16 protein-coding genes and 1 tRNA gene are annotated in these 18,973 nt (G+C 68.3%); 10 read left to right on the top strand and 7 right to left on the bottom strand.

The genetic code is table 11. The features are described from left to right. Positions 1–823: 823 nt before the first annotated feature. The gene (locus ACEXHE_RS12010; RefSeq protein WP_374785956.1) at positions 824–2,308 is read left to right on the top strand and encodes an NAD-dependent succinate-semialdehyde dehydrogenase; all 1,485 of its coding nucleotides are present in this window, start codon (positions 824–826) and stop codon (positions 2,306–2,308) included. 69 nt (positions 2,309–2,377) lie between these two features. Here ACEXHE_RS12010 and ACEXHE_RS12005 read toward each other — a convergent pair whose 3' ends face one another. The 3 genes from ACEXHE_RS12005 to ACEXHE_RS11995 are packed head-to-tail and all read right to left on the bottom strand — an operon-like array spanning position 2,378 to position 6,922. Next, the gene (locus ACEXHE_RS12005) at positions 2,378–4,801 is read right to left on the bottom strand and encodes a transglutaminaseTgpA domain-containing protein (RefSeq protein ID WP_374785955.1); all 2,424 of its coding nucleotides are present in this window, start codon (positions 4,799–4,801) and stop codon (positions 2,378–2,380) included. Beyond that, positions 4,798–5,982 carry a DUF58 domain-containing protein gene (locus ACEXHE_RS12000; RefSeq protein WP_374785954.1) on the bottom strand — a complete coding sequence of 395 codons (1,185 nt, stop codon included), beginning with the start codon at positions 5,980–5,982 and terminating at the stop codon, positions 4,798–4,800. The genes ACEXHE_RS12005 and ACEXHE_RS12000 overlap by 4 nt, the downstream gene beginning before the upstream one ends. 19 nt (positions 5,983–6,001) lie before the next feature. Continuing rightward, the gene (locus ACEXHE_RS11995; RefSeq protein WP_374785966.1) at positions 6,002–6,922 is read right to left on the bottom strand and encodes an AAA family ATPase; all 921 of its coding nucleotides are present in this window, start codon (positions 6,920–6,922) and stop codon (positions 6,002–6,004) included. A 137-nt stretch (positions 6,923–7,059) separates the two neighbouring features. Between ACEXHE_RS11995 and ACEXHE_RS11990 the strand changes: the two genes are divergently transcribed. Genes ACEXHE_RS11990 through ACEXHE_RS11980 form a run of 3 tightly spaced genes read left to right on the top strand, consistent with a single transcriptional unit; the run spans position 7,060 to position 9,935 of the window. Then, on the top strand, positions 7,060–8,022 hold the full coding sequence (locus ACEXHE_RS11990) for a TatD family hydrolase (protein WP_374785953.1): 963 nt from the start codon (positions 7,060–7,062) through the stop codon (positions 8,020–8,022). A gap of 42 nt (positions 8,023–8,064) precedes the next feature. After that, positions 8,065–8,973, top strand: coding sequence for a 16S rRNA (adenine(1518)-N(6)/adenine(1519)-N(6))-dimethyltransferase RsmA (gene rsmA / locus ACEXHE_RS11985; protein ID WP_374785952.1), 909 nt, complete (start codon positions 8,065–8,067; stop codon positions 8,971–8,973). After that, positions 8,970–9,935 carry a 4-(cytidine 5'-diphospho)-2-C-methyl-D-erythritol kinase gene (locus tag ACEXHE_RS11980; RefSeq protein WP_374785951.1) on the top strand — a complete coding sequence of 322 codons (966 nt, stop codon included), beginning with the start codon at positions 8,970–8,972 and terminating at the stop codon, positions 9,933–9,935. The genes rsmA and ACEXHE_RS11980 overlap by 4 nt, the downstream gene beginning before the upstream one ends. A gap of 26 nt (positions 9,936–9,961) precedes the next feature. Here the strand turns inward: ACEXHE_RS11980 and ACEXHE_RS11975 are convergent, their stop codons facing one another. Next, on the bottom strand, positions 9,962–11,794 hold the full coding sequence (locus tag ACEXHE_RS11975) for an ABC-F family ATP-binding cassette domain-containing protein (protein WP_374785950.1): 1,833 nt from the start codon (positions 11,792–11,794) through the stop codon (positions 9,962–9,964). A 117-nt stretch (positions 11,795–11,911) separates the two neighbouring features. Between ACEXHE_RS11975 and ACEXHE_RS11970 the strand changes: the two genes are divergently transcribed. From ACEXHE_RS11970 to ACEXHE_RS11955, 4 genes are all read left to right on the top strand, one after another. After that, on the top strand, positions 11,912–12,760 hold the full coding sequence (locus ACEXHE_RS11970) for a hypothetical protein (protein ID WP_374785949.1): 849 nt from the start codon (positions 11,912–11,914) through the stop codon (positions 12,758–12,760). Between the two features lie 62 nt (positions 12,761–12,822). Next, positions 12,823–12,894 (top strand) — tRNA-Gln (locus tag ACEXHE_RS11965). Positions 12,895–13,018: 124 nt separating this feature from the next. Beyond that, entirely contained in the window at positions 13,019–14,509 is a 1,491-nt protein-coding gene (gene glmU, locus ACEXHE_RS11960) for a bifunctional UDP-N-acetylglucosamine diphosphorylase/glucosamine-1-phosphate N-acetyltransferase GlmU (RefSeq protein WP_374785948.1), read from the top strand. A gap of 69 nt (positions 14,510–14,578) precedes the next feature. Further along, positions 14,579–15,559, top strand: coding sequence for a ribose-phosphate diphosphokinase (locus tag ACEXHE_RS11955; RefSeq protein WP_091698055.1), 981 nt, complete (start codon positions 14,579–14,581; stop codon positions 15,557–15,559). 56 nt (positions 15,560–15,615) lie between these two features. Here the strand turns inward: ACEXHE_RS11955 and ACEXHE_RS11950 are convergent, their stop codons facing one another. Continuing rightward, a complete protein-coding gene (locus ACEXHE_RS11950; protein ID WP_374785947.1) occupies positions 15,616–15,879 on the bottom strand; it encodes a hypothetical protein in 264 nt (87 codons plus the stop codon). A 574-nt stretch (positions 15,880–16,453) separates the two neighbouring features. On the opposite strand from ACEXHE_RS11950, the gene ACEXHE_RS11945 reads away from it, so the two are divergent. Both ACEXHE_RS11945 and pth read left to right on the top strand, forming a co-directional pair. After that, the gene (locus tag ACEXHE_RS11945) at positions 16,454–17,092 is read left to right on the top strand and encodes a 50S ribosomal protein L25/general stress protein Ctc (protein WP_374785946.1); all 639 of its coding nucleotides are present in this window, start codon (positions 16,454–16,456) and stop codon (positions 17,090–17,092) included. Then, positions 17,092–17,697, top strand: coding sequence for an aminoacyl-tRNA hydrolase (pth, locus tag ACEXHE_RS11940; RefSeq protein ID WP_374785945.1), 606 nt, complete (start codon positions 17,092–17,094; stop codon positions 17,695–17,697). The genes ACEXHE_RS11945 and pth overlap by 1 nt, the downstream gene beginning before the upstream one ends. Before the next feature lie 78 nt (positions 17,698–17,775). Here the strand turns inward: pth and ACEXHE_RS11935 are convergent, their stop codons facing one another. After that, complete coding sequence (locus ACEXHE_RS11935) at positions 17,776–18,354, bottom strand: phosphotyrosine protein phosphatase (protein WP_374785944.1); 579 nt, start codon at positions 18,352–18,354, stop codon at positions 17,776–17,778. 13 nt (positions 18,355–18,367) lie between these two features. Next, positions 18,368–18,862 (bottom strand): DUF2505 domain-containing protein, encoded by a 495-nt coding sequence (locus ACEXHE_RS11930; protein WP_091698006.1) that lies wholly within the window; start codon positions 18,860–18,862, stop codon positions 18,368–18,370. Positions 18,863–18,973: the final 111 nt, after the last annotated feature.

Below are 18,973 nucleotides of genomic sequence, written 5' to 3'. Positions count from 1 at the left end.
GGCCGCGCCGGACTGCCCGGGCACGGAGGCGGCGCACGCGTGGGATCTGATCGGCCAGCTGCAGGAAGGCATCGGCCACCGCTTCAGGGGAGTGATCTCTGACGATGAGGTCCCGGAGAGACAGCGGCTCCGCAGTCCGGATCGTCCGTGCCAGTTCCTCAGGGTCTGGCCACCAGCTGTCCACATACCCCGCGAAGCTGTCGCGTCTCATCCAGTCGATGTTGGGCCGGGTGACGAGCTCCTCCGCCCACCAGCACGAGACGGTCACCAAGGGGAGCTGTGCATAGGGAGTCCGGTGCCGGCGTTTGAGAATGCTCGGCGCCACGGCCTTGTCTTCGAGAATCGCCAGTACGGCGTCCGCAGGGCGTGCCTGCCGGATACCGCGCACCGCCAGATCCCACGCGACACCTGATCGGTGCTCGATGACGTCCCGCACTTTGCGGTGCGCAGCTGACCGGGCTGGCATCACTGGGTCGAGGTCGATTCAGGCGTCCATCAGCCACTGCGCGCAGTAGGGCGCTGACACCTGTTGGTCAGCAGGCAACCGGTTCTGGCCGCGGCGAACGCCTGCATGGTCGAAGAGGCCGAGTACTCGCATGGAGCCACCTTATGCCTGGTCCAGTCCCTATCCGGCCGAGGGTGCCAACTTGTGCCTCGGCACAACGGGGACTGGAAACGTTCGTGCGTCGACGCATTGTCGACGACTCACCACGGCCCCTACGTTGAGCAGTAATCTGATCTGGAATCGACATGCAGACTTGTGTGTCCGGCTGGCAACCACGCTGAGATCGAACGAACCGACCCGACCGGAAAGAGGTTCCCCATGACTGTCACCGCTGAGCGCGAGCAGGAGCTGCTGAAGTCCATCCCGACCGGACTGCTGATCAACGGGGAGTGGCGTGACGCCTCCTCCGGCAAGACCTTGGATGTGGAGGACCCGGCCACCGGCAAGGTGCTGTTGAGCATCCAGGATGCCAACACCGATGACGCCATGGCCGCTCTGGACGCCGCTGCCGCTGCGCAGAAGGACTGGGCGCTGACGGCTCCGCGTGAGCGTGCTGAGATCCTGCGCCGGGCCTTCGACCTGGTGATCGAGCGGGCCGATGACTTCGCCCTGCTGATGACCCTGGAGATGGGCAAGCCGCTGGCCGAGGCCCGTGGCGAGGTCACCTACGGTGCTGAGTTCCTGCGCTGGTTCTCCGAGGAGACGGTGCGTCACTACGGGCGCTACCTGACCACCCCTGAGGGCAAGAACAAGATCTTGGTCCAGCACAAGCCGGTCGGCCCTGCCCTGCTGATCACTCCGTGGAACTTCCCGCTGGCCATGGCCACCCGCAAGGTCGCCCCTGCAGTGGCCGCTGGCTGCACCATGGTGCTCAAGCCGGCCAAGCTGACCCCGCTGACCTCCCTGCTCTTCGCTCAGGTCATGCAGGAGGCCGGTCTGCCCGCCGGCGTGCTGAACGTGGTGGCCGGTTCCTCCGCCTCGGCCATCTCCGGGCCGCTGATGAAGGACCGTCGACTGCGCAAGGTCTCCTTCACCGGATCCACCCCCGTGGGTCGCCGGTTGATGGCCGACGCCGCAGAGAACGTCCTGCGCACCTCCATGGAACTGGGCGGCAACGCACCGTTCCTGGTGTTCGAGGACGCTGACCTGGATGCCGCTGTGGAGGGCGCCATGGCCGCCAAGATGCGGAACATGGGCGAGGCATGCACCGCGGCCAACCGCTTCCTGGTGCACGAGTCCGTGGCCGAGGAGTTCACCGCCAAGTTCGCCGAGGCCATGAAGGCCCTGAAGCCCGCACGCGGCACCGAGTCCGACGCCAACGTCGGCCCGCTGATCGACGGCGGAGCCCGGGATGACGTCCACTCCCTGGTGACCGAGGCTGTGCAGGCCGGAGCCGAGGTCGCCACGGGTGGCGACAAGGTGGAAGGCGAGGGGTACTTCTACCAGCCGACCGTCCTCAAGGTCGCCAACGACTGCCCGATCCTGGGTCAGGAGATCTTCGGCCCGGTGGCCCCCGTGACCACCTTCTCCACCGAGGATGAGGCCATCGAGCTGGCCAACGCCTCCGAGTACGGCCTGGCCTCCTACCTCTACACCCGCGACGTCAACCGCATGTTCCGGGTCTCCGAACAGATCGAGTTCGGCATGGTGGGCTTCAACGCCGGTGTCATCTCCAACGCCGCAGCCCCCTTCGGCGGAGTGAAGCAGTCCGGTCTGGGGCGCGAAGGTGGAGCTGAGGGCATCGAGGAGTACACCACCGTGCAGTACATCGGCATCGCCGATCCCTACGCCTCCAAGAAGTAACCCCCGGCGTCCACGGACGCCCTGAGCACCGGGCCCGGTCTCCTCTGTGGAGGCCGGGCCCGTGGCATCTCAGCTCTGGACCAGGGACCTCGGCAACCACCAGGCCCGGCGCCTGGCCGCAGACTCCGCAGAGGATTCCAGAAGGTCCACGACGGCGGCCGCGTGACTGGAAGCGTCATCGGCAGCCGGGGGAGCAGGCGAGTCCACGGACGCATAACGCGCCCACTGCGCGGCCACGGCCAACTGGTGCAGCAGATCTGTCTGCGACCCAGGACCCATGGCCGATCCCACATCCCGGCTCACGCGGCGGGCGAAGGCCTCCTCGGACTCGTGGCCATGCCGTGCCCATCCCAGGTCCAGGGCCGTGTCCTCGACCTCCTGCCAGGAGGCGATGACCGCGGACCGGTCCACCGCGAAGGGCGAGGCAGGCCTGCCCAGCCTGCGGCGCCGTCGTCGTGATCTGACCAGGTGAGGGGCCAGGGCCAGGAGGGCGACTGCGGCCACACCGATCACGATGATCAGCACCGTGAGCACCGCTCGGGTGTCGACGCCGGGCTCAGGCGTGTCTCCGGCATCGGATCCTGGATCCAGTGCGGCAGAGGTCTGCGTGGGTGTGGGCTCTGAGGCTGGGGCCGGTGCCGATGTAGGGGTGGGCACCACCTCCGGCGCGGGCCCGGAGTCGGACTGGGTGTAGGTGGGAGCGCGTCCCACGGTGGGAGTCGGTTCGAAAGGGACCCATCCCAGACCGTAGATGTACAGCTCCGGCCAGGCGTGTGCTGATCCGGCCTCCACGCGGTGCACACCGTCAGCGTCGGCGCCGGTGGGCGCGTAGCCGACCACAATGCGGGCCGGCACGTCGAGGGAGCGGGCCATCAGGGCCATGGCTGAGGCGAAGTGGATGCAGTAGCCGGACTGGGCCTGCAGGAACTGCTCGGTGATCTCGATCCCGGTGCCGTCGTACCCCTCGTCCACCGGGGCGGTCTCTGAGTACCGGTACGTGCCGGACTGGAAGTGCTCTTGGACCAGCTGTCCGATCTCAATGGGGCTGGTGGCCTCAGCGGCGATCTCCTGGGCGAGGCGGTGGATCTCGCCGCCCTCCAGCTCTGGATCAGAGACCAGCGTTCCCACCGCCGATTCGTCGGGGGCCTCCAGCCCGATGTAGGCCTCAGGGGGAGGTATGCCGAAGCCCGCGGAGAGCTCGGAGAGCTCCTCTGCGGACAGAGGCAGCGTCCAGTACCGAGACCGGTACTGGGCGTCCACGGCGGGGTTCGAGATGCGCTGGACCGTGGAGGCGCGGGGGTACGATTCCCAGCCCTGCTCAGCCAGCACGCCGGCCTGGCCGACGGGCTGGTCAGCCAGGGGAAGCCAGGAGCCCCGGTACTGCGTCAACGCGAGGTCCACTGACTGTTCCGAGGGGCGCATCACGGCCTCCTCCAGCTCAGGTGGGTACTGGATTCCGACCGTCGGACCCATGCCCCGCAGATTCCTGCCGCTGGGAGTGAACACCGTGCCATTGGGCGGCATTCCACCTGCGGTCTCTCGGGGAACCCACTGGGAAGCGGTGACATCATGGATGACCGCCGTGCGCAGGTAGACACCCAGACCGGTGCTGGACCGGTACTCGATGCCCACCGGGCCTGACCCCTGGCGCAGGGCCTCGCCGAGATCGGAGGCTGGGTCGACGGGACCGTCCTGGATCAGGAATCGGTGGCCCTCGGGTGCCAGGCCTGTGGTGATCGGGGCCAGCTGTGTGGCTCCCATCGCGAGCACGGCCAGGGCGGTGACCCCCGCCAGGACGGCTCCGGTCAACGAGGTGAGCCGGTCGCGCAGCGGCGGGCGTGGGGGAAGCGGGCCCAAGGGGGCCCCGGTGTCCTCGGGCTGCCCGCGCGAAGCTGGGCTGGAGACGCTGCGGTGCAACGAGGCGTGGTCCCCGGCCACGAGCAGGCCGAGCCAGGCCGCGGCGGCCAAGAGGAGAGCAGGCAACGGCGTCATCTCACCGGAGAGGACTGCCCCCGCAGCGATGATCCCCAGGGCGGGCACCCCGGCCACTGCAGGGCTGCGCAGACCCAGGGCGATCAGCTCGACGATCAGGGCGATGAGCAGGACGACCAAGGACAGGATCGCCAAGACGTGCAGGTGCGGCTCGATGGGACTCTGCTCGACCCGGACGGTGTGCTGGGTCCGCTCCAGATCAGCCAGCAGTGCAGAGACCGTGTCCCGGGTGGGGATCAGATCACCCGCGAGGGTGCCCGACCACCAGGTCCGGACAGCGGTCACGGCCCCCGCGGCGGCACCGGCCAGCACGGGCAGCCAGAGCCGTCCGCCCAGTCCTCTCACCACCTCGGCCACGATCAATGCGATCACTGTGGGGAAGGCCACGCCGGGCAGCCAGGCGTCGGAGAAGACATGGTCCAGCGAGGCCGTGGCAGCGATGACCATGACGGCCACGAACAGACCTCCGCTCAGGGAGCTGGCCCAGCGCAGCGCGGTCACCGTGCACCTTCGGACGCATCCACAGTCGCCCACCCAGCCTGGTGCCAGCCTTCGAGAGCGGACGAGGGCCCCATCAGCAGCGCGGTGCGCTGGGTGACGCCCGGCAGGTGCCGAAAGTGGGGGAGGTCGGCATCGGCTCCGGCTCCCAGGACGGCGAACACCGTGGTGGTGCCCCGCGGCAGACGCTCCATCCATGAGGCCTCACGGGTGCTGGGTGCCAGCTGCACATCCGCCAGGTCCGAGGACAGGACGGTGCCTTCGTGGTCGAGCAGCGTCACGTCCTGACCGGAGCGTTCCAACACGTGGTGGAGGGAGGCCGCCAGTCGAACAGCCTCTTCGAACTGCGGAGCGGTGATCCAGCTGGTGCCGTCCCCGGCGTCCACGGTGTGATGCCCCTGGGGGTAGGACCGCCCGCGGCGGTCCAGGACCACCACCGCCCGGGGGTCCTCGGTGCTCTCCTCCTGACGGACCATGAGCTGCCGGGTCCGAGCGGTGGCACCCCAATGGATGCGAGAGAGCGGATCGCGGGGGCGGTGCTCGCGCACCAGCAGGTCGTCAGCCGAGCCGCGGACACCGAACAGGTCTGCCGATCGGTCATCGCCCAGGCCGGTGCGGAACAGCTCTTCCAGGACCTGCTCGTCATGAAGCTGGGGCAGGACCCTCAGCCGTGAGACGCCTGCACGGAGGATGCGGCCGCGCGCCAGACCCAGCGGTCCCTTCCACAGTTCCGTGGCCGGACCCACGGAGAACACGCCTCTCTGCCCGGCCGTGAGGGTGTACCCGGGCGCGGGGCCGTCCGCCTGCCGGGTCGGCTGCGAGCTTCGCGTCAGCGTTGGCGGAAGCTGATCGACGGGGGAGAGGCCCTCGTGCTGCTCTCCTCCGGCTGAGAGGAATCTGACCTGGACCCGTTCACCGACGGCGGCCGAGTCCGGGATCAGCACACGGTGGTGAGCCGCCTCGCGGCTCAGTGCTGAGCGCAACGCCAACAGGATCAGGGAGAGCGCTGAGGCTGTCAGGAGGAAGAGACCGATGGACACAGCCTCACGCCGTCCCAGCACTGGACCTGCGATCACCAGGAGAAGGCCGACGGCGGCCACCGCCGCGCCGCGCAGCGTGGGACGCGGGGCGCTGGCACGCAGTCTGGACCACAGACCGGAGGGGGGAGTCGAGGCGGCGGTCATGGACGAACGGGGCTGACCGTCAACGCTGGGCGTTCGGGGTGGGAGCCGGAACCATGCGCAGGGCTTGGGCCACGATCCTCTCGGCATGGTCCTCGTCGGCGCCGCTGCGCCGCTGCAGGATCAGCCGGTGGGCCAGGACCGAGACCGACACCGTGACCACGTCCTCCGGGGTGACGTAATCCCGTTCAGACAGGGCGGCCTCGGCCTTGGCCGCACGCAGCAGCTGGAGCAGGGAACGCGGACTGGCACCGACGCGGACCTCCGGGTGCTCACGAGTGGCCCTGCCCAGTGCCACCACATACTGCGCCACGGCATCAGAGACGTGCACCCGAGCCACGGCCTCCACCATGCGGAGCACCTGGTCTGGAGAGGTGACCTGCCGGAGCAGCTGCAGGGGCGAGTGCTCCGCCAGAGGATCCATGTGGTGCTTGAGCATGGCGACTTCAGCTGCACTGTCCGGATAGCCCATGGTGATGCGAGCCATGAACCGGTCACGCTGGGCCTCCGGCAAGGGGTAGGTCCCCTCGGATTCAGCCGGGTTCTGCGTGGCCACCACCATGAAGGGCTCCTGCAGCCGGTGGGTGGTCCCGTCCACGGTCACCTGGTGCTCCTCCATGCACTCGAGCAGAGCGGACTGGGTCTTGGCCGACGCGCGATTGATCTCGTCTCCGATGACGATGTGCGCGAAGACCGGTCCCGGCCTGAACTCGAAGGCATGCCGTTCCTGGTGGAACACCGAGACACCGGTGACGTCCGACGGCAGCAGGTCAGGAGTGAACTGGATGCGGTTCACCGAGCCGCCCACCGTCTTGGCCAGGGCCCGAGCCAGCAGGGTCTTGCCCACCCCGGGGACGTCCTCGATCAGCAGATGGCCACCGGCCAGCAGCACCCGCAGGGCGGTGCGCCCAGCATCCTGTTTGCCGTCCACCACGGAGTTCATGGCGCGCGTGATCTCTGCGGTGATGGCGCTGAACGCCGCCGTGCCGGGCTGGATGGGCGGGTGGTCCACAGATCCTCCTGAGGGCGGGCGTTCCGTTCACTCTATAGGTGCATCGCCGCCGTTCTACAGTGGAAACCATGAGCACTTCAGATCACCAGCGCGTCGACTCAGCCGTCCCGGCGGCCTACCTGCCGGAGGTCAACGGCGTGTCTACGGACGAGGACGGACCTCAGCGCGCGGCCACCGAGGAGAAGTCAGGCCGCCGTCGCCGCCTGGAGTACCCGCCTGTCCCGGAGCCGCTCTCGGTTCCCGTGGTCGACAACCACACTCACCTGGACTTCCGCGATGGTTTGGTGAAGGTCACGGTGACGCAGGCGATGGACGCGGCCGCCGCCGTCGGGGTGATCGGAGCGGTCCAGGTGGGCTGCAATGTGGAGGCGGCCAGGTTCACCATCGAGGCGATCGAGGCCGAGCCTCGCCTGCTCGGGGCGGTCGCCATCCACCCCAATGACGCCGCCCGGCTGGCTGAGCGCGGTGGGCTGGAGGAGGCGCTGGCGGAGATCGAGCGGCTGGCTGACCACCCGCGTGTGCGTGCGGTGGGGGAGACCGGGCTGGACTACTTCCGGACAGGCCCCGAGGGCGTGGACGTGCAGAAGGAGTCCTTCCGCTGGCACCTGGATCTGGCCGTGCGGCTGGGCAAGGCCCTGCAGATCCATGACCGGGACGCCCACGATGACGTGGTCGAGCTGCTGCTGTCCGCCCCCGAGCTGCCCGAGCACGTGGTGTTCCACTGCTTCTCCGGGGGGCCGGAGCTGGCCCGGATCTGCAACGAGCACGGGTGGTACATGTCCTTCGCCGGGCCGGTGACCTTCAAGGCCAACGATGAGCTCCGCGAGGCGCTGAGAGTGGCCCGTCCGGAGCTGATCCTGGTCGAGACGGATGCGCCCTTCCTGACACCCCACCCCCATCGAGGACGGCCCAACGCCCCATACCTGATGCCGCTGACGCTGCGGCACCTGGCCGAGGTGCGTGGACTGGCCGCTGAGGAGATGGCGGCACAGATCATGGAGAACACCACGCGGGTGTACGGGGAGTTCTGAGGCATCGCAGACTCGTCTGTCCCCCCACGTAGGATGACAGGCGTGCCTGAGACTCCTGCCCCCCTGCTGAGCGCGGCGGACATCCGCCGCATCGCAGCCGAGATCGATCTGCGTCCCACCAAGACCTTGGGGCAGAACTACGTGATCGATCCCAACACCATCCGGCGCATCGTGGCGGCAGCCGACCTCTCCGCTGACGAGCACGTGCTGGAGGTGGGGCCGGGACTGGGGTCGCTGACCCTGGGGCTGCTGGATGCCGCCGCAGCCGTCACGGCGGTGGAGATCGATCCAGGCCCGGCCGAACGCCTGCCGCAGACGGTCAGGGAGTTCCGGCCTGACGCCATGTCCGGATTCAGTGTCCTGACAGCAGACGCGATGGTCGTGTCTGAGCAGGACCTCGCCGAGGTGAGACCCCAGACGGCTGACGGTGCGCCCACAGCGTTGGTGGCCAACCTGCCGTACAACGTGGCCGTGCCGGTGCTGCTGCATCTGCTGGCGGAGCTGCCGTCCCTGCGGCACGGGCTGGTGATGGTCCAGGAGGAGGTGGCCGATCGACTGGCCGCTGCACCGGGGTCCAAGACCTACGGGGTGCCCTCGGCCAAGGCGGCCTGGTACGCGACGGTCCGCAAGGCCGGAACGATCGGCATGAACGTGTTCTGGCCGGCCCCGAAGATCCACTCCGGGCTGGTGGCCTTCACCCGGCGAGAAGCTCCCGTCACGAGCGCCTCACGTCAGGAGGTGTTCGCCGTGGTGGACGCGGCCTTCGCCCAACGGCGCAAGACCCTCCGCGCCGCCCTGGCCGGATGGGCCGGGTCGGCTGCAGAAGCTGAATCTGCCCTGGTGGCGGCCGGGGTGGACCCCAAGGCTCGTGGTGAGGTCCTGGGGATCGAGGACTTCGCGCGCATCGCCCAGCATCGAGTGCCGGACCTGTCACGAGAGAGCGACTCATGAGCACCTTCACGTCGTCAGCACAGCTGTTCGGACATGCCACCGCCCAGGCACCGGGCAAGGTCAATCTCTCGCTGGCCGTGGGGGAACCCCGAGAGGACGGCTACCATCCGGTGGCCACGCTGTTCCTGGCCGTCTCCATGGTCGAAGAGGTCACGGCCACACCACGCGACGACGGCCTGGTCACGGTGTCCCTCTCGGATGCCTCCAGCGTCTTCTCCGACCCGGACACGATCCCGTTGGATCAGTCCAACCTGGCGGTGAAGGCCGCCCGGCTGCTTCGCGACCACCTCGGACTGGACGAGGAGAACCATGGCGTCCACCTGGAGATCACCAAGCAGGTCCCGGTCGCTGGGGGCATGGGAGGCGGATCGGCCGACGCCGCCGCGGCACTGGCCGCCTGCGCAGGACTGTGGGATGCCGGCCTCTCGCGCGACCAGCTGGCACGCATCGGCGCACCCCTGGGGGCGGACGTCCCCTTCGCCGTGACCGGCGGTGCGGCCGTGGGACGTGGCGTGGGAGACGAGCTCACGCCCCTGCTCTCTCGTGAACCCCTCCACCTGGTCCTGGTCCCCGCATCCCAGGGGCTCTCCACGCCGCAGGTCTACGGGACGCTGGACACGCTGCGGGCCGACGGTGTGCTGGACGCCCCCGCTGCCGCGCCGGACGTCTCACCTGAGCTGATCCAGGCGCTGGTGTCAGGCCATGCAGAGTCGGTGGCCCTGTTGATGTCCAACGACCTCCAGGTCCCGGCGACCACATTGATCCCAGGGCTCTCCGAGATGATCGAGATCGGCATAGAGGAGGGAGCCCTGGCCGGGCAGGTCTCCGGCTCCGGGCCGACGATCATGTTCGTGGCGCGGTCGGCCGAGGACTCCATGCAGCTGGCCGGACGCATCCAAGACCGCACCGGGATCGCCGCAGTGCCCGTCCATGGTCCGTATCCCGGAGCCCGTCTGCTCTGACCTGCCTCCGGGCCGTCCCTGGCGGCTCACCCCACGAGTTCGGAGAGCTCCAGCCAGCGTTCCTCGAGTTCGGCGAGCTCAGCCTCCACGGCGTTCAACTCCTGGGTGATCACACCGAGGCCCTCGAAGTCGGACTGGTCGTGGGCGGCGATCCTCTCATGCAGCCGCTCGACCTCGGAACTCAGCTTCTCCATCCTGCGCTCGGTGGCGGTCAGCTCCTTTTGCGCGGCACGGCGCTCCGCACCGCTCAGCCCTGAGCCGGACCCGGACGATGCCGACGCCGCGGCCGAGGACGGCTCCTGTGCCGCCAGCGGAGAGTTTCCCGCTCCGGCTCCGGCATTAGCAGCGTGCGCCAGGTCCAGGTACTGGTCCACGCCTCCCGGCAGATGCTGGACCCTGCCGTTGAGCACCGCGTACTGCTGGTCCGTCACCCGCTCCAGCAGGTACCGGTCGTGGGAGACCACCAGCAGCGTCCCGGGCCAGGAGTCCAGCAGGTCCTCCATCACCGAGAGCATCTCGATGTCCAGATCGTTGGTGGGCTCGTCCAGGATCATCACGTTCGGCTCGTCCAGCAGCACCAGCAGCAGCTGCAGCCGCCTGCGCTGGCCACCGGAGAGATCGCCGACCCGGGCGGAGAGATGCTCCCGGGAGAAGCCCAGACGCTCCAGCAGCTGGGCCGGCGTCATCTCCTTGCCCTCCACCTCCACGGTGGTCTTCTGCCGTGCCAGCACCTCACGCACCCGGTCGCCCTCGATCTCCGCCAGCTGGGAGAACTGCTGGTCCAGCACCGCTAGCTTGACCGTCTTGCCGCGCTTGACGCGGCCCTGCGTGGGCTCGATCAGTCCCGCCACCAGATTCAGCAGGGTGGACTTGCCGGCTCCGTTGGCACCCAGGATCCCCGTGCGCTCGGCTGGGGCGATGCGCCAGGTGACGTCCTTCAGGATGGTGCGCGAGCCGCCGTCGGGAGTGGGGAAGGCGACCGAGGCGTCCAGGACGTCGATGACGTCCTTGCCCAGGCGCGCTGTGGCCAAGCGCTTGAGCTCCAGCGGGTTGCGAGGGGGCGGGACGTCGCTGATCAGCTGGTTGGCGGCCTCGATCCGGAACTTCGGCTTGGAGGTCCGCGCGGGAGCGCCGCGGCGCAGCCAGGCCAGCTCCTTCTTCATCAGGTTCTGCCGCTTCTGCTCCACCACCGCGGCCTGCCGGTCACGCTCCACGCGCTGCAGGACATAGGCCGCATAGCCGCCTTCGAAGGGCTCGACGATCCGATCGTGCACCTCCCAGGTGGTGGTGCACACGGCGTCCAGGAACCAGCGGTCGTGCGTGACCACGAGCAGTCCGCCGGCGTTGGCCGCCCAGCGTCGGTTCAGATGTCCGGCCAGCCAGGTGATGCCCTCCACATCCAGGTGGTTCGTGGGCTCGTCCAGGGCGATGAGATCCCAGTCCTCCACCAGCAGCGCTGCCAGGGCCACGCGTCGGCGTTGACCGCCGCTGAGGCTGCTCACCATGGCGTCCCAGGGGATGTCCGAGACCAGTCCGCCGATGACATCCCGGACCCGAGGGTCACCGGCCCATTCATGCTCCGCGCGGTCCCCGACGACGGCTTGACCCACCGTGTGCTCGTCGGTGAGGGTGTCGGTCTGGTCCAGGACGCCGAACCGAACTCCGCCTCGGCGGGTCACTCTGCCGCCATCAGGCTCCACCCGTCCGGCGAGCATGCCCAGGAGACTGGACTTGCCGTCGCCGTTGCGCCCGACGATCCCGATCCGATCGCCCTCGTCCACTCCGAGGGTCACGGAGTCGAAGACGGTGCGGGTGGGGTATTCGAGGTGCAGGGCTTCAGCGCCGAGGAGATGTGCCACCTGAACACTCTAAGGTCCCGACTGCCGGAGGGCTGCGTCTGCACTGGTCTGGCTCCCGTAGTATCGGCCACAGTGGCGGCTGACAAGCTCGTCTGACAGGTCTATCGGAGGATCTCCATGCCCGATATCTGCATCGTCTCCGGCGGCGACGAGATCCGCTACCGCTCTTATGTGAATCACGCCGCCTATGCCCGGACCCATGATCTTGACTACCGACTGGAGTGCGGGATCGGCGAAGGGATCGTCAACAAGTTCTACTACAAGATCACTGCCATAGAGCGCGTCCTGCCCCGCTATGACTGGGTGGTTTGGGTGGACGATGACTGCTACTTCACGGACTTCGATTCGAACGCGTTGCACGAGTTCTTCTGCCAGGCAGAGGCCGACGGGGACTTCTTGGTGATCGCTGAGGGGCCGGTGGAGCCCAACGGGTTCTGGTCGACCATCAACACGGGTGTCTTCGCCCTTCGCAGGGGACCGGATGCTGACCGCTTGTTGACCATGATGCGGGACATGGATGTTCCGACGGTGGAGCGTGCATGGAACTCGGAAGCTGACGGAACTTTCACCGGCGGCGACCAAGATGTGATGACCTGGGCACTCAAATACGGCGAACCTGAGCTCTGGGATCGGACTCGCGTTGTGGGGTTCCGAGAGCTGAACGCTCGGCCCCATCACTACAGCACTTCCCTGAAGGACGCTTTCATCTGTCACTTCGCGGGCTACCCCGACAAGACGATGGGAGTGATCCTCTTCGCGGAACGATTCAACGTAGGGCACGAGCTGGTGCCAGAGGACATTTTGGACCGACTGAGCGTGAAGGTCCGAAGCCCCATGTCCACAGCCGAGCTCGCGGCGCGCCGGGCATGGTGGACCGCCAGGCCGAAAGCCAAGCGTGCAGTGCGCACAGTCCTCCGGGCTTTGCCGGAACCACTGGTCCCACAGCAGATGCGTAGGTTCCGCTGAGCTCGGTCGACGATATAGCGGCGCGAGGCGTCTGTGCGAGCTGTGGAAGAATGGTGGACCGATCCGCCCTGGTGTAACGGCAGCACGCCAGCCTTTGGAGCTGTGCAGTATAGGTTCGAATCCTATGGGCGGAACTCCTGTGAGCCAGGTTCCAGTCCCCTCCGGGCCGTGGCGTCAGCGGTCTACACTGGACTGGTTGGTGACGGCGTCAGCCGGTCACTGAACACTCACGCCACCTCAAGACCGGGAGGGTCGAACTTGTCCGACGCCACTTCTGCACCGGCAGCCGTCATCGTCCTCGCAGCCGGCGCTGGCACGCGGATGAAGTCCAAGACCCCCAAGATCATGCACCCGATCGGCGGGACCTCCATGGTGGGCCATGCGCTCGCCGCGGCGAACGGCCTGGATCCCCAGCACCTGGTGGCCGTGGTCCGGCACCAGCGGGACAAGGTGGCCGCCCATCTGGACGAACTGGCCGAGCAGCACCAGTGGCGGCTGCTGGTCGCGGACCAGGATGAGGTCCCGGGCACCGGCCGCGCCGTGCAGGCCGGACTGGAGGCGCTGCAGCAGGCCGAGCAGTCGGTGGAGGGGACCGTGGTGGTCACCTACGGCGATGTCCCGCTGCTCACCTCCGAACTGCTGCGTGAACTGGTCGCCACCCACCAGCAGGACGGCAACGCCGTCACCGTGCTGACCGCGCTGCTGGAGGACCCCACCGGCTACGGCCGCATTCTGCGTGAGGCGGACGGCTCCGTGGCCGGGATCGTGGAGCACAAGGACGCCACGGAGGAGCAGCGCCTGATCAACGAGGTCAACTCCGGGATCTACGCCTTCGACGGCGCCACCCTGGTCTCCGCGCTGTCCCAGGTCACCACGGACAACGCCCAGGGGGAGATGTACCTGACCGACGTGCTCGGCCTGGCCCGCGCCGCCGGTGGCCGCGTGGCCGCCGTGGCTACCCAGGACCGCTGGCAGGTGGAGGGCGCCAACGACCGCGTCCAGCTGCAGGCCCTCGGCGCCGAGATGAACCGCCGCACCCTGGAGCGCCACATGCGCGCCGGCACCACCATCGTGGACCCGGCCACCACCTGGATCGACTCCACCGTCACCCTGGAGCAGGACACCACCGTCCTGCCCAACACCCACCTGCAGGGCACCACCCACATCAGCGAGGACGCCGTGATCGGCCCGGACACCACCCTGGTGGACACCCACGTGGGCGCTGGAGCGAAGGTCACCCGAACCCAGGCGGCCGGGGCACGCATCGGTGAGGGAGCCGCCGTCGGGCCCTTCACCTACATCCGCCCCGGCACCGTGCTGGGAGAGCAGGGCAAGATCGGGGCGTTCTACGAGACCAAGAACGTGACCATCGGCCGCGGCTCCAAGCTCTCCCACCTGGGCTACGCCGGGGACGCGGAGATCGGCGAGTTCACCAACATCGGCTGCGGCAACATCACCGCCAACTACGACGGCGTCAACAAGCACCGCACCGTGATCGGCGACCACGTCCGCACCAGCTCCAACACCGTGTTCATCGCCCCCGTGACCGTGGGCGACGGCGCCTACACCGGTGCCGGAGCCGTGGTCCGCAAGGACGTCCCCGCCGGTTCCCTGGCCCTGACCGTGGCCCCGCAGCGCAACGCCGAGGGATGGACGGAGCAGAAGCGTCCGGGTTCCCCCGCCGCCGAGGCCGCCGCCCGGTCCCGTCAGGCCGCCGAGAACGGCCAGCCCGACGACGGCCGGTCCTGACCCGCTTCCACCTCACCTTCCAGCCCCCTCCAGACACAGCAGACCCGAGCACCAGAGGACACCACACCGATGAATGAGATCACCCTGCACGGCGAGAAGACCCTGGTCCTGGCCTCCGGCCGGGCCCACCCCGAGCTGGCCCAGGAGGTGGCCGACGAGCTGGGCACCGAGCTGCTGCCCATGAGCGCCTACGACTTCGCCAACGGGGAGATCTACGTGCGCTCCGGCGAGTCCGTGCGCGGCAAGGACATCTTCGTCATCCAGGCTCACCCCGCGCCGTTGAACAACTGGCTGATGGAACAGCTGCTGATGATCGACTCGTTCAAGCGCGCCTCGGCCAAGCGGATCACTGCGGTGGCTCCGTTCTACCCCTACGCCCGTCAGGACAAGAAGGGCCGTGGCCGCGAGCCGATCTCTGCCCGCCTGGTGGCCGACCTGCTGCGCACCGCTGGCGCCGACCGGATCATGAGCGTGGACCTGCACACCGCCCAGATCCAGGGCTTCTTCGATGGCCCGGTGGACCACCTGTTCGCCGTGCCGCTGCTGGCCGACTACATCCGCTCCCGGGTCTCCACGGACGAGATCACCGTGGTCTCCCCGGACACCGGCCGCGTGCGGGTGGCCGAGCAGTGGGCCGAGCGCCTGGGTGGGGCTCCGCTGGCGTTCGTGCACAAGTCCCGTGACTTGACCGTGCCGAACCAGGCTGTGTCCAAGCAGGTCGTAGGTCAGGTCGAGGGCCGCACCTGCGTGCTGATCGACGACATGATCGACACCGGCGGCACGATCGCCGGCGCTGTCCGCGTGCTGAAGGAGGCCGGTGCCAAGGACGTGATCATCGCCGCCACCCACGCCGTGTTCTCCGATCCGGCCGCCCAGCGACTGGCTGAGTGCGGCGCCCGGGAGATCGTGGTCACCAACACCCTGCCGATCCCGGCCGGCAAGCGCTTCGACTCGCTCACCGTGCTCTCCATCGCCCCGCTGATCGCCCGCGCCATCCGCGAGGTGTTCGAGGACGGCTCCGTCACCAGCCTGTTCGACGGCAACGCCTGATCGATCGAATCACGCTCCACCGCGGGCCGGCACCCTCATGGTGTCGGCCCGTGGTGTCACCGTTGCGCGTCGGACCGAACCGCCAGTCCTTCGTAGCACAGGGCCGTCAGTGCACCATGGATGCGGTCTGCGGCATCCGCCGGGGCGTCACCGGTCTGCAGGAGCGAGCCCACGAGGTCCTCTTCGCTGACCCAGTCCGCCAGCAGTTCCCACAGCACGGGGCCGAGCCCGGAGACGACGTGGTAGGAGGTCTCCTGCAGCACGGCGAGCGAGGTGCCCTCCAGGTCGGGGGCTTCGACAGGTCCTTCGGAGCAGGACATGAAGAGGCCGACTTCGCCTGGCGTGTGCAGCGTGCCGGTGGGCGGCTGGTCTGGTGCCCCGATGCCGTGGTCCACTATCGGCAGCGAGCTGGGGCCAAACGGGCCTTCAGGCAGTGGTACCACTACGCCCGCAGCGCGATTCTGCTCTGGACCCGGTTCGAGGACACCGGCGAGCTGACACCGGTCTCCTTCAGAGGCAGCGTCCGGAACCTGGCGAGACAGGCACTCCGTTCCTACCGGCTGATCATCCCCCGGACGCGCCACGAGCACGCGCTCGCTCTCGGCTGGACCGCCGGGATGGTCATGGGGCATCTTCGCTACCGTCGTCAGGCACCACCGCAACGAGAGCTCATGGAGCCGCCGACCGCGTGAAGAGGGCGAGGTCCGGATGGTGCTAGAATCGTCCGCGTTGCCCAGGCGAGGGAGCACACTGCTCCGTGATCGACGAGGCCGCTGACGCTCCACCGTCCAGGACGAACCGTCCCGGGCCCGGTGTCCGATTCAGCCCTTCCTGCCTGGAATGCCCGTCCGACGCAGCCTGCGCCCGGCGGCCCGAGACAGTTCAGGAGGACTCATGAGCGACAAGATCAAGATCCAGGTCACCAAGCGCACCGACTTCGGCAAGGGCGCATCCCGCCAGGCCCGCCGCGACGGCTTCATCCCCGCTGTGGTCTACGGCCACGGTGCCGAGCCCGTGCACCTGCTGATGCCGGCCCAGGAGACCTCCCTGGCCGTCCGCAACCCCAACGCCCTGCTGACCGTGGTCTCCGAGGGCGAGGAGCACATGGTGCTGCCCAAGGACATCCAGCGCAACCCGCTGAAGCAGACCGTGGATCACCTCGATCTGATCGAGGTCCGCCGCGGCGAGAAGGTCATTGTGGACGTCACCGTGCACGTGGAGGGCGAGGCCGCTCACGGCGCCGCGTTCAACCTCGAGGAGGCCACCGTACCGGTCGAGGCCGAGGCCACCCACCTGCCCGAGTTCGTCACCATCGACATCGAGGGCCGCGAGGTCGGCGACCACGTCTACGCCAAGGATGTGCAGCTGCCTGCCGGCACCACCCTGCAGCTGGAGGACGACTACGTCATCGCCACCGTCTCCGAGCCGGTCGTCCAGGACCTGGGCGAGGAGCCGGAGACCGAGGAGGGCGCTGAGGCAGAGACTGCTGAGGCCGAGGCCTCCGAGGGCGACGCCGAGAAGTCCGAGGACTAATGACCACGGGTGCGACTTCTGCGAGCGTCTCCACGCCGCAGAGCTGGCTGATCGTGGGTCTGGGCAATCCAGGCCCGCAGTATGCGCGCACCCGTCACAACATCGGACAGATGGTGGTGGACGAGCTCGCCAGCAGGATCGGCAGCGGATTCACCGCCCACAAGGCCGGTGCCGCCGTGGCCACTGGGAGGCTCTCTCCGGGTGGCCCGCGGATCGTCCTGGCCAAACCGGCCACCTACATGAACGTCTCTGGCCGGCCCACCGCGGCACTGGCCGCGTTCTACTCTGTGGACCCGGCGGCCGTCGTGGTGGTCCATGACGAGCTGGACATCCCCTTCGACACTCTCAAGCTCAAGATCGGCGGGGGAGAGGGCGGACACAACGGACTCAAGTCCATCTCCCAGACCCTGGGCACCAAGGACTACCACCGGGTGCGGGTGGGTGTCGGTCGTCCGCCAGGTCGGATGGATGCCGCCGACTACGTGCTTCGCCCGTTCAGCCCCGAAGAACGAGAGCTGCTTCCCGTCCACCTGGACCGGGCGGCAGATGCCGTGGAGAAGCTGATCACCGACGGTCTGACCGCGGCCCAGAACTCCGTGCACTGACACAGTTGCTGCACCAGATGTGAGAGGGCGGCTGCCGGTTTCGGCAACCGCCCTCTCACATCTCGTCAGATCAACCGCTCAGCCCTGAGAGACGCGCACCAGGAGCTTGGCGATGCTCTCCACAGCGGGGTTCAGCTGCTCCGCCATGACGGGATAGCCGGAGTCCGGCCCCCCGTAGGGGTCGGCCAGGTCCAGGGATCCCGGGCGGGACCGGACACGTGAACGCATCCGGGCGGCGGTGCGGGCCACAGACCGCAGGTCGCCCTCCACTACGGTGCCCTGCTCGGCCATCAGCTCGGCCAACGCGGCGAACTCCAGGATGGTGAACGTCCGGTTCAGCGCCGCGGGGGTCTCCTGCAGGACGGTCTCCAGATGCTCTTCCGTGGCGGCCAAGATCAGATCCGCCTGCTGAGCCAGACGAGGCTGCAGCTGAGTGGGAGCGTGTGCCTGGAGCGCCTCCAGCACGGTGCCGTCCGCGAGATCCAGGATCTGCTGGGGTGGACGCAGCCGAGGGTTCATGTGCGTCCCGGCACTGGTCACCTCATAGGCGCCGGGCACCTGCTGCTCCAGAGTCCTGGCCAGCTGGTGCTGACCGAACGCGGACCGGCAGATGTTCCCGGTGCACAGGAACAGGATCTTTCCCAGGGCGGCAGTCATCCGGAGCCCTGCCTCAGCGGCTCAGCCAGGCGGACAGGCCCTGTGCCTGCTTGCCCAGCACCTTGTTGACCATGGGCTCTGCCGCCTGAGCGAGCTTGCCGCCCACCAGGGGGATACGGCAGTTGACCGAGCCCTCCACGGTGATCTGCGTGCCCTCGCCCTGGGCCTCCACCGTCTGCTGGACCTCGGAGCTGACCTTGGCCGTGGGGACGGTCAGGGTGATCTGGGCGGTGCGGGAGCCGTCCTCGGCCGGTGCGGACCAGACCTCCACCTGCTCCACGCGCAGCTTGTCTCCCACGAACTTGCGGGCCATGTCCGGCAGCCGGTTCGCCGGGACCGTGCGGACCATGGTGATGGTCACCGGCCCGTCATCGGTGCCCTGCTTCTCGAAGGCGGCGACCTCCCCGCCCATCTGCTCGGTGATGTGACGGTGGAACAGCTCGTCCAGCAGCGCAGCGCTGACGTCCGCTGCCGGGTGGGCGATGGTGGTGGTCTCATGGAATGCCATGGTCTCTGCCTCCTGAGTGCAGTCGAGGTGTGCGCACAGCCGGTCCGGGGCGTGCGCGGTGTCACTGCCGTCACGGGGACGGCCTGACCCTGAGCCTATATGCTGGAAGGC

This window comes from Micrococcus sp. IITD107, from assembly GCF_041927415.1.
Classification (GTDB): domain Bacteria; phylum Actinomycetota; class Actinomycetes; order Actinomycetales; family Micrococcaceae; genus Citricoccus; species Citricoccus terreus.
The sequence above is the reverse complement of the archived record's forward strand: the minus strand, read 5'-3'. Positions and strand labels throughout refer to the sequence as shown.

What these genes read in the sequence shown, in the direction of transcription:
- ACEXHE_RS11955 (WP_091698055.1), top strand. Translation starts at nt 14,579, where the DNA reads ATGAATGAGATCACCCTGCACGGCGAGAAGACCCTGGTCCTGGCCTCC.
- ACEXHE_RS11995 (WP_374785966.1), bottom strand. Translation starts at nt 6,922, where the DNA reads ATGAACTCCGTGGTGGACGGCAAACAGGATGCTGGGCGCACCGCCCTG.
- ACEXHE_RS12000 (WP_374785954.1), bottom strand. Translation starts at nt 5,982, where the DNA reads ATGACCGCCGCCTCGACTCCCCCCTCCGGTCTGTGGTCCAGACTGCGT.
- ACEXHE_RS11945 (WP_374785946.1), top strand. Translation starts at nt 16,454, where the DNA reads ATGAGCGACAAGATCAAGATCCAGGTCACCAAGCGCACCGACTTCGGC.
- pth (WP_374785945.1), top strand. Translation starts at nt 17,092, where the DNA reads ATGACCACGGGTGCGACTTCTGCGAGCGTCTCCACGCCGCAGAGCTGG.
- ACEXHE_RS11950 (WP_374785947.1), bottom strand. Translation starts at nt 15,879, where the DNA reads ATGTCCTGCTCCGAAGGACCTGTCGAAGCCCCCGACCTGGAGGGCACC.
- ACEXHE_RS11990 (WP_374785953.1), top strand. Translation starts at nt 7,060, where the DNA reads ATGAGCACTTCAGATCACCAGCGCGTCGACTCAGCCGTCCCGGCGGCC.
- ACEXHE_RS11935 (WP_374785944.1), bottom strand. Translation starts at nt 18,354, where the DNA reads ATGACTGCCGCCCTGGGAAAGATCCTGTTCCTGTGCACCGGGAACATC.
- ACEXHE_RS11980 (WP_374785951.1), top strand. Translation starts at nt 8,970, where the DNA reads ATGAGCACCTTCACGTCGTCAGCACAGCTGTTCGGACATGCCACCGCC.
- ACEXHE_RS11970 (WP_374785949.1), top strand. Translation starts at nt 11,912, where the DNA reads ATGCCCGATATCTGCATCGTCTCCGGCGGCGACGAGATCCGCTACCGC.
- ACEXHE_RS11930 (WP_091698006.1), bottom strand. Translation starts at nt 18,862, where the DNA reads ATGGCATTCCATGAGACCACCACCATCGCCCACCCGGCAGCGGACGTC.
- ACEXHE_RS12010 (WP_374785956.1), top strand. Translation starts at nt 824, where the DNA reads ATGACTGTCACCGCTGAGCGCGAGCAGGAGCTGCTGAAGTCCATCCCG.